General features: G+C 49.4%; 13 protein-coding genes. 2 read left to right on the plus strand and 11 right to left on the minus strand.

The annotated features are described in order from the left end of the window. Positions 1-112: 112 nt before the first annotated feature. Both LOZ80_RS19700 and LOZ80_RS19705 read left to right on the plus strand, forming a co-directional pair. Positions 113-568, plus strand: coding sequence for a VOC family protein (locus LOZ80_RS19700; protein WP_238166314.1), 456 nt, complete (start codon positions 113-115; stop codon positions 566-568). A gap of 84 nt (positions 569-652) precedes the next feature. Continuing rightward, a complete protein-coding gene (locus tag LOZ80_RS19705; protein WP_238166315.1) occupies positions 653-1,240 on the plus strand; it encodes a TetR/AcrR family transcriptional regulator in 588 nt (195 codons plus the stop codon). A 189-nt stretch (positions 1,241-1,429) separates the two neighbouring features. Here LOZ80_RS19705 and LOZ80_RS19710 read toward each other — a convergent pair whose 3' ends face one another. The 11 genes from LOZ80_RS19710 to LOZ80_RS19760 all read right to left on the minus strand — a co-directional run bounded on the left by LOZ80_RS19710 (position 1,430) and on the right by LOZ80_RS19760 (position 18,115). Beyond that, entirely contained in the window at positions 1,430-2,140 is a 711-nt protein-coding gene (locus LOZ80_RS19710) for an ABC transporter permease (protein ID WP_238166316.1), read from the minus strand. Beyond that, entirely contained in the window at positions 2,137-2,982 is an 846-nt protein-coding gene (locus tag LOZ80_RS19715; RefSeq protein WP_238166317.1) for an ABC transporter ATP-binding protein, read from the minus strand. Before LOZ80_RS19715 ends, LOZ80_RS19710 begins: the two co-directional genes overlap by 4 nt. Positions 2,983-3,120: 138 nt before the next feature. Then, positions 3,121-4,056 carry a LytTR family transcriptional regulator DNA-binding domain-containing protein gene (locus tag LOZ80_RS19720; protein ID WP_238166318.1) on the minus strand — a complete coding sequence of 312 codons (936 nt, stop codon included), beginning with the start codon at positions 4,054-4,056 and terminating at the stop codon, positions 3,121-3,123. A gap of 257 nt (positions 4,057-4,313) precedes the next feature. Beyond that, positions 4,314-9,218, minus strand: a complete 4,905-nt coding sequence (locus LOZ80_RS19725; RefSeq protein WP_238166319.1) for a DUF8696 domain-containing protein — start codon at positions 9,216-9,218, stop codon at positions 4,314-4,316. 255 nt (positions 9,219-9,473) lie between these two features. Further along, entirely contained in the window at positions 9,474-10,310 is an 837-nt protein-coding gene (locus LOZ80_RS19730) for a tyrosine-protein phosphatase (RefSeq protein ID WP_238166320.1), read from the minus strand. A gap of 19 nt (positions 10,311-10,329) precedes the next feature. Beyond that, on the minus strand, positions 10,330-12,807 hold the full coding sequence (locus LOZ80_RS19735) for a glycoside hydrolase family 2 TIM barrel-domain containing protein (protein WP_238166321.1): 2,478 nt from the start codon (positions 12,805-12,807) through the stop codon (positions 10,330-10,332). Positions 12,808-12,865: 58 nt separating this feature from the next. After that, positions 12,866-13,642 (minus strand): MgtC/SapB family protein, encoded by a 777-nt coding sequence (locus LOZ80_RS19740; RefSeq protein WP_238166322.1) that lies wholly within the window; start codon positions 13,640-13,642, stop codon positions 12,866-12,868. 240 nt (positions 13,643-13,882) lie between these two features. Then, positions 13,883-14,530 (minus strand): SGNH/GDSL hydrolase family protein, encoded by a 648-nt coding sequence (locus LOZ80_RS19745; protein ID WP_238166323.1) that lies wholly within the window; start codon positions 14,528-14,530, stop codon positions 13,883-13,885. Positions 14,531-14,556: 26 nt separating this feature from the next. Further along, positions 14,557-15,432 carry a carbohydrate ABC transporter permease gene (locus LOZ80_RS19750; protein WP_238166324.1) on the minus strand — a complete coding sequence of 292 codons (876 nt, stop codon included), beginning with the start codon at positions 15,430-15,432 and terminating at the stop codon, positions 14,557-14,559. 14 nt (positions 15,433-15,446) lie between these two features. Further along, a complete protein-coding gene (locus tag LOZ80_RS19755; protein ID WP_238166325.1) occupies positions 15,447-16,388 on the minus strand; it encodes an ABC transporter permease in 942 nt (313 codons plus the stop codon). Positions 16,389-16,576: 188 nt separating this feature from the next. Next, positions 16,577-18,115, minus strand: a complete 1,539-nt coding sequence (locus LOZ80_RS19760; protein ID WP_238166326.1) for an ABC transporter substrate-binding protein — start codon at positions 18,113-18,115, stop codon at positions 16,577-16,579. Positions 18,116-18,271 lie beyond the last annotated feature (156 nt).

The raw sequence follows: 18,271 nt of genomic DNA on the forward strand, positions 1-18,271 counted from the left end.
GGTGATTGACGGTGCTTTTTCGTTCGCTTGAGGGCGGTGTGAAGCGTAAGTTTACATACATACAGAATGTATGTTATTATTTCTTTATAAACATATAGAGGAGAATGCAGTTATGAAAATTTCCAGCTTTTATCCAGTCATTTTGACCGAGCAGGTGGCGTCCAGCGCCGAGTTTTATCGAAATCAGTTTGGATTTGAGACCGTATTCGAAGCCGATTGGTATGTAAGCCTGCGATTGCCACGGGATAGTGAAACGGCATTCGAGCTGGCTATTCTGGAGTCTGGACATCCTACTGTACCCGCAGCCTTCCGACATTCAGTGAACGGACTAATACTCAACTTCGAAGTGGATGATGTAGACGCGCAATACGAAAGGCTAATTAAGCAAGAAAAGCTTCCCCTGCTGCTCGATATCCGGGACGAAGAGTTCGGACAGCGCCATTTCATTACTAGCGATCCCAACGGTGTATTGATCGATGTGATCAAAATCATCCCTCCTTCCTACGCGTATACTGAGCAGTACAATAAGAAGTTATGGCTGAATGAGGAGAAAGGCGGCAAGGAATGACGACGACGATCGCTCTTGACTTGAAAGCCATTGAGCTTTTGAAGCTTATTGAGAAATGAAGGAAAGAAGGAGATTTAAAACGATATGAAAAAAAGCAAGGCAGAAGCGTATGAAACGATTGTCAAGCTGGTAGAAGTAGCCCGGAAGCACTTTACTGACCATGGGTATGTGGAATCGTCTATGGAGGAAATCGTGGCTGAGGCTAAGCTGACTCGAGGCGCCCTCTACCATCATTTTGGCAGCAAGAAAGGCTTGTTTCAAGCTGTGCTGGAGTCCGTTCAGGCGGAGATCGGGGAGCGGGTTGAAGCCGAGGCGGCCCAAAGCGATGATGCACGGGAGCAGCTGATTCTCGGATGCCGAGCCTTCGTTGCGGCTGCTGTCGAGCCACGAATTAAACGGATTATGCTCATTGACGGTCCTGCCGTGTTGGGGTGGGAAGCCTGGCGCAGGATGGATGAGGAGAACTCGATGCGGCACTTGCGCGAGCAGCTGCAGTTGATGCAGCGGCAAGGTTACCTGAAGCCGGTCCCTTTAGACGCAATGACTCATTTTCTCTCAGGTGCCCTGAATGAATCTGCATTGTGGATCGCACAAAGTCCGGATGACAGCCAGTCGTTGGAGGAAACGATGTCTGTTATTTCTCTTTTTCTGAAAGGATTCGACAACGATTGATCCGCAGACATCTATCCGGTTCACGCTGACATTTTAGAATTCACGTGTCTATAATCTTATCTTTCCCTTTTACTAAATTCCCAGCACCCCCGTATTGTAACACGGGGGTCCAAATTACAAGGCAAATCGAATGGCAACGGTTTAACCATAGGATTCCTGCGAATACCACTCTAAGACCGTATATGAACTCTACTCATCCTTTAACCGTCGTTGATACAAAACAACAGACACAATCGTTAATACAACCGTCCATGCCAAAATAATGAGGAGAGGTTTTAATAAATCTCCCATCGTAAAGCCTGTACTGCTTATACCTAGCAAATGCACAAGCTGACTGCTTGGCATGTAATCCAGCACTTTGAAGACCGGATAATCCTTTACTAGTAACGCCCCCCAGGGTGCCCCGGTGAATACGAACGCCACAGGGAGTATTGATAATGAGGCTTCAAGCAACGTCTTGGAGAATAAACCACATATCGTCCCGGCTGCTGTGTATAGAATAATCGAAAGAAAGATTGCTGTCACAAACGCCCACATATTAGCTGGCTCATAGCCAATTATAAACGTAGCAATAGCCAGAACAATAGCAGACATTACAAAGACTAAAGTACTTTTACCGATTAGAACATCCATGGTCGTGGCCGGAGTCATCATTAATGACCGTAAAGTGTTACGCTCCTTCTCTTCCGCAATCAAGCATGCTTGTGCGAAACATGTTAGTAGTACAAACGAAGTATTTAGAAGTAAACCGCTAGCACCTTGTAAAGATGGACCTGCCCCCCGAAAAAGAAGTGCTAGAATAATTGGGAAAATTAACATAATGGAGACCGCGTAATTACGTGAAAACTCTTTGTAATCCTTTACAAATATCGCCCGGGCACGTTTTAATGAGATACTCATAGTAACTCACTTCCTGTCATTTTAATAAAGATATCGCCTAGACTTGGCTCTTTCGTTTCTAATCGGTCAATGAGCCCCCGTTTCATCCAATCCGCTATTTGATCAGCCGTCCCCTCATCGATCGGGAGCTCGTAGGATTCCCCATTGATTAAGTCAACACTAATTACATTTTCCCGATGATGTCGTTTAAGTTCCTTCGGTGAGCCGATGGTTTGGATTTGTCCCTGATACAAAATCGCTACACGGTTACATATCAACTCTGCCTCAGCCATATCATGCGTAGTTAAGAAAATCGTTGTCCCTTTCTCATTTAAGTAGCGCAAGCCTTTATAAATATGTGCTGAGTTTACCGGATCTAAAGCCGAAGTAGGTTCATCCAGAAATAATAATTCCGGCTCATGGATTATCGCGCATGCCAGCATGACACGTTGACGCATCCCTTTTGATAAGAAATTAACTTTCTTTTTGCGCTCTCCGCTTAAATTTACAAACTGCAGCACCTTATCAATCGAAGATCTAGGAAGATCATATAACTTACGATACAGCTCTAGATTTTCCTCAATCGACAATCTCTCATATAGACCACTATTATCCGTCAAAATGCCAAAGCGCATCTTCTGTGCAGATTGATGCATCATCTCCGCTGGCTGTTTAAATACACTGGCCTTTCCACTAGTCGGATTTAACTGCGCAGTTAAAATCTTGATTAATGTTGTTTTTCCTGAACCACTCGGACCCAGAAACCCAAAAATTTCCCCTTTCGGAATTGAAAAAGATACCTCTGCCAACGCATCCTTATTTCCAAATCTCTTACAGATACGTTCTACTTGGATAACATCCATTAACACCACTTCCTTAGCGTTGATGACTTAAACATATATAAATTGCCTGCTTCCTGCCATCAAAACCCGCCGAAATGTAGCTGTTGTCACCTGAATGGTACCACTCAATGCTTGATTGCTGCTTTATTTCCCCGGAAATTAAATATTAAGAAGTGCTTTTAATTCATGCAATTTGGAACGGGATAATGGAACCACGGCATCTTTACCTGTATTCAATCGCAAGCTGTAGCTATTCTTCGTCCATGTAATAATCTCTCTTACTTTTTGCAGATTAACGATGTAGGACCGATGACACCTAAAAAAACCGAAGTTTAACAATCTCATCTCGAGCTCGGTCAGCGTCAACGCACAGTCATAATTTTCGCCGCCCACATGAACAAGGATTGAACCCTCTACACTTTCTATAAAATCGATTTCAGGCGGATTAAATAAAATGACCTTATCATTTCTTTTGGTAGAGATCTTCTGCAAGGTTATATTGGCTTCGTCTTGTTTCTGTACTTCCTGCTTATCCTCTTCGAAGTCCCGAATATCCAATGGATGAAATCCGGACTCGTTCAACCGATAAATGGCATCACAGGAAATAAGGGCGTCCTCTAAATTCGAAGTTAAAATTAAAATCTGCTTTTCTTGCGAAAGATCATCCAGAATCCGTTTGAATTGACGACGATCTGGCTCTTCCAAGTAAAAATACGGTTCCTCCAGTATAAGTGTGGGCTGATGTGCAAAAAAGACACGCAGCAAAGTCACATACATTCTTTTCGTTGAGCTTAGATCTTTGATTTTTACCTTCCGCTCTTCTTTTAAAGCAAAATAATCCATCAACCAAGCGGCACTCTCATTCCTCTCCGTTATTCTGATTAGAAAAGTGATTAGCTCTTCCACCGTTAAACGCATATACTCATTTTGTTGAACCCGAAATAAATAATATCGGGAATGATCGACTAATTGATCCATTAAAAGCTGCTTTCGCTTCAAGTCCGTTATAATGCCAATCGATTGGTTCGAAGTCATATTTAACTCGATCTTCGGTAGAAGTAATTCTCCAATATAATAAATTGGTTCAAATTGCATGCCGGCCTCCAGGTCAGTGCCTCTATAGGATATTTATCACAATTATAATGTTGGGATTACTGCCCCCGCAAATTATGGCTTGAGAATTATTTCAGAGAGTAGCTTCGATTTTAAAAAAAGCCCCAGTCAAAACACTCATAACAAGTGTGTTCGACTGGAGCTTCTTTTGTTTGCTTATGAAAGTTTTATATTACCTATTACCATATTTTCCCGCTATACTACCACTCCAAAAGAAGAAGTCCCCCACATCAGAACCATTACGGTTGCGCATGTAAAGCTCTGAGAATGACCGTCACCGCTTCGGCGCGGGTAGTGTTCACTTTCGGTTTCACTGTGCCGTCTTCATAACCGTTGATCAAGCCTTTGGCTGTCGCCGTTGCAAGTGCCTTACGCGCCCAGTCGGATATATCGACACTGTCCGGGGAGTTGACACTCAAGTCCGTCGCCGCCAGTTTGGCGGCGCGAACGATGATCGCCGCCATTTGCTCACGATTTATGAGATCGTCCGGTCCGAAACTTGTGTCGCTATACCCGGCAATTATGCCTTTCGCTGCGGCAGTCGTAATAGCGCTCTTAGCCCAGTGAGTCTCCGTATCGGCGAAGGTTTTGCCATTTTGCTCCCCAAGATGGAACGCTTTGACGATGACGGTCACAAATTCCGCTCTTGTGATGTTTGCATTCGGCTTAAACGTGTTGTCTGAATAGCCTTTAATCGCGCCAAGCTTCACCAGTTCCCGCACATTCTCTTCGGACCAATGTCCTTTGATATCTGCAAAGTCCGTTTCGTTCGTTTGCGGCTGCACGGGCTTCGCTTTATCGGATGCCAGAACGGCAAATTTCGTAAAATGGTTAACCGTTCCGGATACTGTCCCGTTCTCTTCGTCGACCTTCAGTCTGTCCAATGACACCCATTTATGTGTTTGCTCGTTCAGCCAATATATGCCTATCGTCGACTTCCCAAAGTCCACCTTCGTCTTATCGAAAGGCAGCGTAATAACGATCGGCTTACTAAATTCACCATCCTTGTCTTTCTTGATCTCGTACACCTCGCTGACCAATTGCAAGGCGCTGTCCAGTGGCAGAATCGAGGCGTCGCTCACTTTATAAACCGTAACTTGAATGTTGTTAGCCATCGCTCCGGCCGGAACTTCGATTGTCGCTCCGTTCAGTCTTGTTGTCCCCCCGCTGGCAGCCGCAATCGTTGCGGTGTTGGTCGCACCGCCGCTGAATCCGGTTTCGCTCGTAGTACTGGATCCGCCAGTTGTAGGGGCTTTCGGTGTTGCACTCACTTCGTTGGAGTAGTTGCTGCTTCCTCCTGCGTTGCTCGTTGTTACTGCGAAATAATAGGTAGCGCCGTTCGTCAGACCCGTTACTGTGTAGCTATAAGTCGTGCTACTCACTGTCGCTATGGGGGTTAAGCCATAGAAGCCGGAAGCCGTTCCCTTATAGACACTGTAGGTGACTGTCTCAGATATACCGTTCCAAGTTAACGCAACTTGCCCATTCCCAGCTATTGCTGTAAGCCCCGTAGGTGCTGAAGACACTGCCGCATTGACGGTCAACTTGGCTGCGTTGCTTGTGGCTATTGCCGTTTGACTGCCCGTCGCGCTGCTGTTCGTGTTCGTCACCACGACATAGTAGTACGTCGTTCCCGCCGCTAACGTCGGCGCTGCATACGATGCGCTTGTTGCCCCGCTGATCGCGGTACCGCCACTATTGCTGCTGATCGTGCTGCTGTACCACTGATAGCTCAGCGTTCCGCTGTCACTCACCGTCGCTGCTACACTCAAGCTCGGGCTGCTCGCGCCTTCATTCACCGTTGCTCCTGTCGGCTGCGTGCCGATGATCGGCGTTGCCGCGTTGGTCAGCGCGTTCACTGTTACCGACACCGCTCTGCTTGTCGCCGACGCCGTTTGACTGCCCGTCGCGCTGCTGTTCGTATTCGTCACTACGACATAGTAGTATGTCGTTCCCGCAGCTAGCGTCGGCGCTGCATACGATGCGCTTGTTGCCCCGCTGATCGCGGTACCGCCGCTATTGCTGCTGGTCGTGCTGCTGTACCACTGATAGCTCAGCGTTCCGCTATCGCTCACCGTCGCTGCTACACTCAAGCTCGGGCTGCTCACGCCTTCGTTCACCGTTGCTCCCGTCGGCTGCGTGCCGATGCTCGGCGTTGCCGCGTTGGTCAGCGCGTTCACCGTTACCGACACCGCACTGCTTGTCGCCGTGGCCGTTTGACTGCCCGTCGCGCTGCTATTCGTATTCGTCACTACGACATAGTAATATGTCGTTCCCGCAGCTAACGTCGGCGCTGCATACGATGCGCTTGTTGCCCCGCTGATCGCGGTACCGCCACTATTGCTGCTGGTCGTGCTGCTGTACCACTGGTAGCTCAGCGTTCCGCTGTCGCTCACCGTCGCTGCTACACTCAAGCTCGGGCTGCTCGCTCCTTCGTTCACCGTTGCTCCTGTCGGTTGCGTGCCGATGCTCGGCGTTGCCGCGTTGGTCAACGCGTTCACTGTTACCGACACCGCACTACTTGTCGCCGTGGCCGTTTGACTGCCCGTCACGCTGCTGTTCGTATTCGTCACTACGACGTAGTAATATGTCGTTCCCGCAGCTAACGTCGGCGCTGCATACGATGCGCTTGTTGCCCCGCTGATCACGGTGCCGCCGCTATTGCTGCTGGTTGTGCTGCTGTACCACTGATAGCTCAGCGTTCCGCTGTCACTCACCGTCGCTGCTACACTCAAGCTCGGGCTGCTCGCGCCTTCGTTCACCGTTGCTCCTGTCGGCTGCGTGCCGATGATCGGCGTTGCCGCATTGGTCAGCGCGTTCACTGTTACCGACACCGCACTGCTTGTCGCCGTAGCCGTTTGGCTGCCCGTCGCGCCGCTGTTCGTATTCGTCACTACGACATAGTAATACGTCGTTCCCGCAGCTAACGTCGGCGCTGCATACGATGCGCTTGTTGCCCCGCTGATCGCGGTGCCGCCGCTATTGCTACTGGTCGTGCTGCTGTACCACTGGTAGCTCAGCGTTCCGCTGTCACTCACCGTCGCTGCTACACTCAAGCTCGGGCTGCTCGCGCCTTCGTTCACCGTTGCTCCTGTCGGTTGCGTGCCGATGATCGGCGTTGCCGCATTGGTCAGCGCGTTCACTGTTACCGACACCGCACTGCTTGTCGCCGACGCCGTTTGGCTGCCCGTCGCGCTGCTATTCGTGTTCGTCACTTCGACGTAGTAGTATGTCGTTCCCGCCGCTAACGTCGGCGCTGCATACGATGCGCTTGTTGCCCCGCTGATCGCGGTGCCGCCGCTATTGCTGCTGGTCGTGCTGCTGTACCACTGATAGCTCAGCGTTCCGCTGTCACTCACCGTCGCCGCTACGCTCAAGCTCGGGCTGCTCACGCCTTCGTTCACCGTTGCTCCTGTCGGTTGCGTGCCGATGATCGGCGTTGCCGCATTGGTCAGCGCGTTCACTGTTACCGACACCGCACTGCTTGTCGCCGACGCCGTTTGGCTGCCCGTCGCGCTGCTATTCGTATTCGTCACTTCGACGTAGTAGTATGTCGTTCCCGCCGCTAACGTCGGCGCTGCATACGATGCGCTTGTTGCCCCGCTGATCGCGGTGCCGCCGCTATTGCTGCTGGTCGTGCTGCTGTACCACTGATAGCTCAGCGTTCCGCTGTCACTCACCGTCGCCGCTACGCTCAAGCTCGGGCTGCTCACGCCTTCGTTCACCGTTGCCCCCGTCGGCTGCGTGCCGATGATCGGCGTTGCCGCATTGGTCGTTGTCCACTTCACGTACAGTGTCACGTCGGCTAAGTTTATGCTGATCGGGGCACCTGCCACGTAATCCGTTCCAGTTCCGTCCGCTTTCGTGTTCCAACCCGCAAACGTGTAACCCGTCTTCACTAGGCTTCCCGTGTTGCCCAGAACCATGGCCGTATCTCCCGATTGATAGGTGGCGCTGTCCGTCGGCGCACTTCCGGACGCAGCTCCGTCGCCGTCATACGTCACCATGTATGTCATTGCAAGCTTCTTGACGGTTGCTTTACTCCTCTTCTCATCATCCATATACACAACATAGGGCGTGCCGCTACTGTTAATGGCTATACTTGTAAAATCTGCAACACCCGCCGAAAAACCGGCGGAGCCTGCATTCTCCCACAAGCTTCCGTTATATTTCATGACGGTTGCTTTACCACCGTTACCATAATCCTTATACATAACATAGGGCGTGCCGCTGCTGTTGATGACTATACTTGAATAATTTGCAACACCCGCTGAAAAACCGGCGGATCCTACATTCTCCCACGAGCTTCCGTTATATTTCATGACGGTTGCTTTTTCGCCGTTCAACAAATCCTTGTACACAATATAGGGCGTGCCGCTGCTGTCGATAGCTATACTTGTAAAATTTGCTCCACCTGTCGCGGAGCCTACATTCTCCCAAGAGCTTCCGTTATATTTCTTGACGGTTGCTTTATATATGTTACCACCATCACTATACACAACATAGGGCGTGCCACTCCTGTCAATGGCTATATTTATATAACTTGCACCACCTGCCGAAAAACCGGCGGAACCTACATTCTCCCACGAGTTTCCGTTATATTTCATGACGGTTGCTTTATTACTGTTACCCCCATCCTGAAACACAACATATGGCGTGCCGCTGCTGTCGATGGCTATACTTGTAGATTCTGCTCCACCTGCCGAAAAACCGGCAGTGCCTACATTTACCCACGAGCTTCCGTTATATTTCTTGACGGTTGCTTTATAGCTGTTACCAAAATCCTGATACACAACATATGGCGTGCCGCTGCTGTCGATGGCTATACTTAGATAAGTTCCATCAGCAAAACCGGCGGAGCCAACATTCACCCACGCGCTTCCGTTATATTTCATGACGGTTGCATTACCGCCTCTACCCCCATCCCTATAAACAACATAGGGCGTGCCACTGCTGTCGATGGCTATTCTTGTATAAGTTGCAGCACCTGCCGAAAAACCGGCTGAGCCTACTGTGCCCCATTGTTCAGACGCAGCTTGGGCAACCATTGGCGCGCCCATATTGGGTACGCCCGACAAAAAAATCAACATTCCCAGTATGATACTTACTAATTTACGATAAGTCTGCTTTGCTTTTCCATTCATTTACAACTCGCTCCCATCAATAACGATATGGTACTGTATACGTTTTTGGATTCAACTTTATCGTTGTTTTTTCAAATCATCACTTTTAAAAGTTTACTAAAGCCAAATAAAAGAATAATGAAAGAAATGACCAGAACTAGAAAAAAACCGCGTAGCATCAAGCCTTCGCGGTTTTTCTCAACTGACTTATTTATTTCTGACGGCGAACCTTCTCATCAATGAATCGTATAAGTGAATGAGTCCATGCTTGCCCTCCTACTCTAAAAACATGCTTTGCAAGGCTTCCCGTCTTTGATCGGTTAAACCGAATTCTTCAGAAAAATAAGTATCAACATTGCCATATGTCTTCTTGATCGACCCGAAGGCGGCTTCCATGAATTGCTCCCTCACCCCAAACAGGTGTTCGATATTGCGCAATTCCACCTCATCCACATGTTCGGCAAGCTGACTCAGCAATTTCCTGTTGAAACCTTTCATCGTTTCGTTGGTGAGCAGGTAGTCTTCCATCACCGTTTCCTCCGGGACGCCGAGCGCCAGTAAGATCAAGGCGGCACCGACTCCCGTACGGTCCTTGCCCGCTGTGCAATGATGCAGAAGTCCAAGGTTATCCGAATGCTGGATCAATTCCATTAACCGTTTATAGGACGGATTGCCGAGCGGGAGCTTCGTATACACTTCCATCATCATCGTATCTGCGCGATATTGTTTGAAATAGCCGCTTTTGATCATATCGGCGATATCGCGTTGGTTTCGATCGCCGTCCCCAACATCACCCGACATGTTGATTCGAGATGCTTGATCTGCTTGAATAGCAGCAATGCGAATATTTTTTACGCTGGCAAAGACCGGATCCGGTTTCTTTTGCGCTTCATAGTCATTGCGGTAATCGAAAATCGTTTTGATATTCAAGGCTTGAACAGCCGCTAAATCTTGCTCCGTCAATCCGGTCAATTCATCGGAACGAAAGAAAATACCATATTTGACTTTCCTTCCATCGGCAGTTTGATAGCCTCCCATATCGCGGAAATTATGTGTTCCTTCGAGAACGATTATTCGCTGTCCCGGATACGCCCCATCACGTGTTGTTGACATAAGTATCACCTCATAGTATTCAATTTGCAAACTTTTTCCGTGCCTGAAGAGTCAATACCGCCGGCACCAGCCCTTCCGAATACGCTACAATGCGTATCTCCCCTGCTTTTTCCAAAGACTGAATCAAGGCTAGAGCGTATCCATTGAACACGCATCTCGTATCTCCTTTATCCGATTCGTGACAGCCTGGGTCTCCGTTCCCCAAACCAAGCAGCTTGCCTTCACCTGCTACATGGAATCGGATCAGGTTGCCCGCAACCGGTACTACCCGTCCCGATTGATCTCTCACCGAAACCGTGACCATGGACACGTCCTGACCGTCAGCAAGGAGTTCCGACCGGTTAGCCTCCAAATGAACAGAGTATGCTTCCGTTGTGGTCTCTTTCCGCTCTGCTACCATCACACCATCCCGATAAGCGATGGCTTCGAGAAGACCGGGTTCATAGGCTACCTGCCACGATAACGTGTGCTCGCCTAATTCAGCATCCGCTATCTTCTTGCCCAAGCTTTGGCCGTTCAGTATTAGCTCCACTTCACGGCAGTTGGTATACACGCGGACCTCCACCTGCTGTCCCAGCCGGTCCGGCCAGTCCCAATGCGGCATGAGATGAACGATAGGCTCGTCTTTCCAGATCGATTGATAGAAATAGTAAGAATCCTTGGCAAATCCGCAATAATCCAGGATGCCGAAATGAGATAACACAGACGGCCACTGGAACGGCGTCGTCTCCCCACGATAATCAAAACCCGTCCACACGATCAAGCCGCCTGTAAAACGATTATTCAAGAAATAACGCCAGCTTCGTTCAGGCGTCGACGTACCGCCCGCTCCGCCCAGATTGCCGACATCCATCTCCTTGCCGAACATCGTATATTTCGAGCCGTAGCTAGAGCAGCGCCCGCCTTCCCGATCATCCTCGTAGACGCCTCTAGCCGAGAAGAAGGAGACATTTTCCGTATTCAACACTTTGGCTTCAGGGCGGGATTGGAACCATTCGCCGATCGTCTGTCTTCCTTTTATGGACTCCGCATAATTCGCGCCGTTGACCTCAACGTCCATACCTTCCTGACTTAGATTGGCCGCCGTAACAGGACGGGTGGGATCGATTCGCTTCGTCAAATCATGAAGTCGCTTCAGCATCCGATTGGCTTGATAGCTGCCGCTAATCTTCTCTTCATTGCCGAGACTCCACATAAAGATGCTTGGATGGTTGCGGTCACGGTACAGCATGGATTTCAGATCATCAAGCTTGATCTTTGTACTCTCCGAGATCCGGTTCTCGTTCATAACCAGCATCCCTAGTCTGTCGCATGCATCGAGCAGCTCCGGTGCCGGCGAATGATGGGCGCAGCGGAAAGCGTTACAGCCCATTTCCAGCAGGCGTTTGATTTTATATTCATGCACACTGTCCGGCAGCGCGATGCCCACGCCAGCGAAATCCTGGTGATTGCAAGTACCTTTCACTTGTACATACGTGCCATTCAGGTATAATCCGTCCCGTCGGTATTCCACCGTACGGATGCCGAAAACGGTCCGATACGTGTCGACAATTTGCCTATCGTGAATCAGTTCAGTAATAGCTTCATACAGATGTGGCATGTCCAGCGACCAGAGCAGCGGATTCGCCACTTGAACCGATTGAATAACCGTTTGCTTGTCGATTCCCGGCGTTTCGCAGTCGGATTCCGTGACGGCGACGAGTTCCCCATCCGGATTCAGAATGCTTGTTCGAATGCTATACTTCATCGGCTGCGGATATTCGTTGCTTACCGTCGTTTCTACCGTAATCGTGGCCCTTTCATTATCCATTCGCTCGGTTCTGACGAAGGTTCCCCAGTGGTCCACATGCAGGTAATCATGTTTGGTTAACCAGACATGGCGGTAGATGCCTCCGCCTTCGTACCACCAACCTTCGTCTCCGCCTGTCGTATCCGTTCGAACCAGGATGACATTATCCCCTTCCTCATCCCCATATTTCAGCAAGTCCGTGATGTCATAATGAAAGCTGGTATAACCGCTGAGATGGTCGCCGACGAAGCATCCGTTCACCCAAACCGAGCTGTTCCGCATTACACCGTCAAATTCAATGATGATCTTCTTGCCTTCATCCTCTTGTGGAATTTGAAATACCTTGCGGTAATAACCCACTCCATTGGGCAGATAACCTTGAAATGCGCCCCCGCTTTCCGGGTTGTACGGCTGTTCTAACCTCCAATCATGTGGCAGATTAACACCCACCCAGCCTGTAATCTTATCCTTGGGCGTATCTGCGCCGTATATTTGGGAAATTTCGAAATTCGGATCTCCCGTTTTTTCACGAATAACGTTCTGAGTAACACGTCCAGCTTCGCCGAGGGCAAAAGGCTCATGCCTTTCCTCCCCCAACGCATTCGTCAGGCCGGCGATCATGCCGGCTTTTTTTACCGTCTTGACAATTTTCCCTACCTCACCGACGTGAAACATCCAGTTTCGATCAAAATTTTCTCTGGTTCTCATAAACAACGGCTCCTTTTGCGTCTAAATCTTATTTTCGAAAGAGTATCGTCTTTCCGATTCATAGATTCGTCGAATTTTTTCCGGTTACCTGAATAGCCGGTTTCATAGCAGGCAAATAACTGGATTCCGTCCATAGCACCATGTCCAGTGCCTTAATTTCTTCCAGCGCCTGGACGATATTTTCTTCTTGATGATTTTTGACCGTGAAGCAGAGTTGCATCGTAGGCATACCCCCAGCCTCAGGCGGCGCGTGTTCATCCGGCATCATTTTGACGTTGGCGATTTGGATCCCTTGTTCGCCGAATTTGGAAGCAACCTTCCCAAGAACGCCTGGTATATCGATAATCGTACACTTGACCTCAACATTTTTGCGGTGGCGCATCAAATGTTTCTCCCACTTGTTCAGCACGTATAGACTGATAATGACGAAAAACGTACACAGAAATGCGACAAACAAAAACCCCGCTCCGACGCAAAGGCCGATTGCCGCCACAACCCAAACCGAAGCCGCGGTCGTGAGCCCTTTGATGACAGACCCGTTGCGCAGAATCGCGCCCGCACCCAAAAAGCCGATCCCGCTGATCACCTGAGCGGCTAGACGGGCAGGGTCGACCCGGACGTTGGATTCGGCAACAAAGTCGGAGAAACCGTAAATCGAAAGCAGCATAATGGTGGTCGAGCCGAGACAGACGAGAATATGGGTGCGGAACCCTGCCGCATGGTTGTTCCACTCCCGCTCGATGCCGACCAATCCGCCCAAAACTGTGGCGAGGACCATGCGTACGAACAAATCCCAATGACCAAGTTGCCAAACATTAGCAGCGGCGTCAGTCAATAGCGTCCCCCCTTATTTCAAACACATATTTTGCAGAGTGCCCAGCCCTAGAAAAAGGAATTACGCTTGGCATGCCTATACACTTCGTTGTTATTTTTTTGCGCCTATAGCCTCCGCCAGGACAAACGATGACGGCAGGAAACGGTCCTTCCCCTTCCAGCAAGTACGGTGTTAAGCTGGGACAACCTTCGTTGAATCCCTGCAATTCGGGTTGGTCGTGCCACAAAGGAATGTTCATTGTTATGACTCCACCAACATACTTTTTATTGTTTCCGCAACGGCACTTCCGAGCTTCCGGTGTTGTTCCGCTTCGAAATGAATGCCGTCTGCATCACTGGAAACGATCACAGTCGAAGCATCCATGATAGAAGCGTCGGTATACGGACTAAGCATTGCGAATGCCTCGCCCAATTGTTTGGACTTCTCTTCCCCGCCCTTGAACATGTCTGCGAATAATCCAGTTTCCTTGATTGGCGGCGGAACTAGAATCAGAACATGAGGGACTAACGTAATCCCCGGCCTTGAAAAAGTCGTTTTTACGAGTCCGGCAAGCGACAGGGTGCTCATCGCGATATCCAGCGCCGAGACGGAAAACCGCTCTTTCAAATCATTCGTTCCGAGCATGATCACGACAAGATCAAGCGGCCTGTGAGACAGCAGGCAGGACGGCAAGTACTCTTTTCCACTCATGATTCCATCGATCGGATCCGTCCACACTGTCGTCCTCCCGGGCAATCCTTCCTCGACAATGTCGTAGCCGTCTCCCAGTTCCTTACGCAGTACGCCCGTCCACCGAACATCCGCCGGATACCGAACTCCTCGATTTTGCGGATCGGCCCCCCATGTATTTGAATCTCCAAAGCATAAGATCGTTCTCGTGCCGGTCATCTGTAACCACCTCCAAAATAATAGCTTCAACCTTTGACAGCGCCAACCGTCAGGCCTTTTACGAAATACTTCTGAAAGAATGGGTATGCGACCAGCAGCGGAACGACCCCGATCGCGGCTATGGCCATGCGCATGGAGGTCAGCGGAAGATGACTTGTCGCGACAATCTCCGTCGATGACTGCAAAAATTGCGCATCAAGTAAAATCCGATTGAGCATGTTTTGAAGGCTGAAGTACCGGCTGTCGGTAATGTAAATCAGTCCGTTAAACCAATCGTTCCAGTACATAATCGTATAAAACATCCCGACCGTAGCCAATACCGGCGTCGATAACGGCAATACGATTGTCGCGAAAATTTTCCATTCCTTCGCCCCGTCGATATAGGCCGATTCGATGATCGGCTTCGGAATCGAGCTTGCAAAGAACGTTCGCATCAGGATGACGAAAAAACCATTCATCAACAGGCTCGGAATGATCAGCGCCAGTATCGTATTTTTCAAATTGAAGAAATTGGTGTATAACAGGTAGGTCGGCACAAGACCTCCGTTAAACAGCATCGTGAAAAATACGTAGAAGGACAGTATCTTGCGAAATGGCATCTCAGTCCGTGACAGCGGATAGGCAAGCAACGCCGTTAGCGTCAATCCTGCAGCCGTTCCGACTACCGTCACGAGAATCGTAATTCCATAAGCGCGCAGTATATTAGCTGAGTTCGTCCATATATATTCGTATGCCGAAAAACTAACGACTCTCGGGAAGAAAGCATATCCATGGCGAATGATTTCCATGTCGTCCGTAAGAGAAGCGGAGAGCAGCAACCAGAATGGCATGATGCAGAAACATGTAAATGCCAGCATAACGATGTTGATCGTCCATTGATAAAGTTTACCGGATGATAGCATGGGAGCGCCCCTTTCTAGAACAGTGCATTGTCTTTGTTGAATTTTCTCACGACCGCATTGGAAGCCAGTACCAGAACAAATCCGACGAGCGCTTGATACAAGCCTGCGGCCGACGACATCCCGATGTCACCCATATTGATCAGCGCGCGGTACACATACGTATCAATCGTGTTCGTGACCGGCATTAAGGCGCCCGTGTTAAGCGGCACTTGGAAGAACAAGCCGAAGTCGGAATAGAAAATGCGCCCGATCGCAAGCAGCGTCATAATCGTAATAACCGGCGCAATGAGCGGAATCGTTATCGTACGGATTTGCTGCCATCGGTTCGCGCCGTCTATTTTGGCCGCCTCATAGTACTCTTGATCGATGCCGATAATCGCAGCCAAGTAGATGATGCAAAGCTGTCCTACGCCTTTCCAGGCGTGTACGATCGTCAGGATCCACGGCCAGTATTTCGTTTCGCTATACCAAGAGATAGGCTCTAGGCCAAACAAGGGGAGCAGAGTCTTGTTCATGAAGCCTTTTTCGACGTCCAGGAAACCAAGCACGAGGTAACCGACGATCACCATGGAGATCAAGTACGGAAGCAGGATCATCGTTTGGTACGCTCTCGATAAAATGCGCTTACGGATTTCAGTCAGCAGGATCGCAAGGGAAATCGCGATTGCCGTATTCAAGAAAATGAAAGAGAGATTGTACAATAGCGTGTTGCGGGTGATGATGTATGCATCCTTCGTCTTAAACAAATACTCAAAGTTCTTAAAACCGATCCACTCGCTACCCCATATGCCCCTCGCGAAATTGACGTTTTTGAACGCGATGACGATGCCGAACATCGGCAAATAATTATTGATGAGAAAGTAGAGTAGCCCCGGCAGCGTCATGAGCACGAGCATCCGGTATTTTTTCGCCTTCCTCATCTCAAGCCGCAACACCGACATTTTGCTTGCCTTCATACGTTACAACCACCTTTTGTTGTCATTGTTTTGTGCATGTTTTCATCTTATAGCAATTTGTCCGCCCCTACTTCCATGATCCCGACATCCTATTTTTGAGTTTCCGACATCCGCTTGACTGCATCCGCGATGGCGTAAAAAATCCCCCCGTTCGAGACTTTCCGTCTTTTACAGGAGGATCCGTCGGATTATTTATTGGCCGCTGCCCAAGCGTCAAGCTGCTTTTGCTTCTCGGCAATGACCTTGTCGACGCCCGCCGCTTTCATTTGCTTGATATACTCAGGCAATATCTTAGCGGGATCCACCGTGCCGGTCTCCAAAGCGAGAGCGTACTGGTTCGCCACATTCGTAAGAGCCGCGATTTCCGTCTTAACAGACTCCGGATTGTAAGTGAAGCCGAGCGCTTTCGATTTTTTCGAGTTCTTAATGAATTCCGCCAGCTTCTTGTTACGGTCCGGATCTTCCCCGTTGAACAAATAGGAGAGGAACATATTTCCGAATAGCCAGTTTTGGTAAGGGTAATAGCCGCTGTTCGAAGCGTTGACGCCCTGCGGGAAATCGATGACATTATCCGATTTTTTTACGTAATGCTGCCCTTCGATTCCCCAGTCGAGCAAATTGATAAAATCTTTGTCTGTATACATCAAATTAAGCAGCATCATAGACCTTTCAGGGTTCTGCGTGTTTCTGGGAATGCTCCACATATACCCGGTGATGTTGGTAGTGGTCGCGACAGCCGGCAGCAGGCGCACCTCGACCAAATCTTTTCCTACACTTAAGGAATTTGCCGCTTCGCTAAATGGACTCATATGGTGGAACGTCGAGAAGACTTTTCCCGCCTTCATCAAATTTTGCCAAATTTCATTATTGGTTGCCGCATCTTTAGCAACATATCCGGCCAAATACCATCTTCTTGTCGTATCCAGCAGCTTGGCATATTCCGAAGTTTCCTGCCAATTAACCACCTTCATCCCGTTATCGTGCGCCGGCAGCACACCGAAGCCATCTCCCAAAGGATCCATCATGCCAAGGGAGAAAGGGCTGCCGAGAATCGAGTTGGCAAACTTGGTCACCGGAATCACATCTGGCTCATTCTCCTTGATCACCTTGAATACGGCGTCAAGATCGTCCAGCGATCTGATCGCTTTCGTATCGATTTTGTACTTGTCCACAAGATCCTTGCGCATAGAGATGCCGAAGTCGTTCGCCAGGTCCCGGATACTCGTTATCCCGTATGTTTTCCCGTTGATCCTGGCCGCTTTTAGGATAGCCGGATCCAGATCGTTCAGCGCTTTTTGGGCGCCTTGACCGTATTTGGCAATGTAGTCGTCAAGCTCAAGATAGTTGCCCTTGGCCGCTTGCTGCTCATACGTGCCCCGGCCGCTTACGATGAGGTCCATTTTCTCGTTGCCGGACAGCATCAGTGTGGTTTGCTGCGCCCAGGCGCCTTTCGTGATCTGAACGAGCTTCACGGTCGCATTGATTTTTTCCTGCGTAATCTTGTTAATTTTTTCTTGTACGGCTTTCAAGTCTTTCTGCTCGCTGGCAACCGGAAATACCATCGTCAGTTCAACGGGCTTCAGGTCAGGCTTCGCGCTGCCCGACAGTCCGGGAGCTCCGCTCGCATTCGGTTGGTTGCCCGAGCCCGAGCTGCATGCCGTGACCAGAGCAGACGTTGTCATTACCGAAATCAGAAGTATTGCAGCGCTCTTCATTCTTTTCTTCATGTAAGAACCCCCTATATTGATTGATCTTGCCGCTTGCTGTTATTATTTTATTAAAGTTCCCGTTTACCCGCTTTCAAGAATCCGTTCTCTCGGTTTCGAGATTCCGTCCACATAAAGAGAAAAACGCCAGTTGGCGTCCTTGATGTACATATTTCG

Source organism: Paenibacillus sp. HWE-109, from assembly GCF_022163125.1.
Taxonomy (GTDB): domain Bacteria; phylum Bacillota; class Bacilli; order Paenibacillales; family NBRC-103111; genus Paenibacillus_E.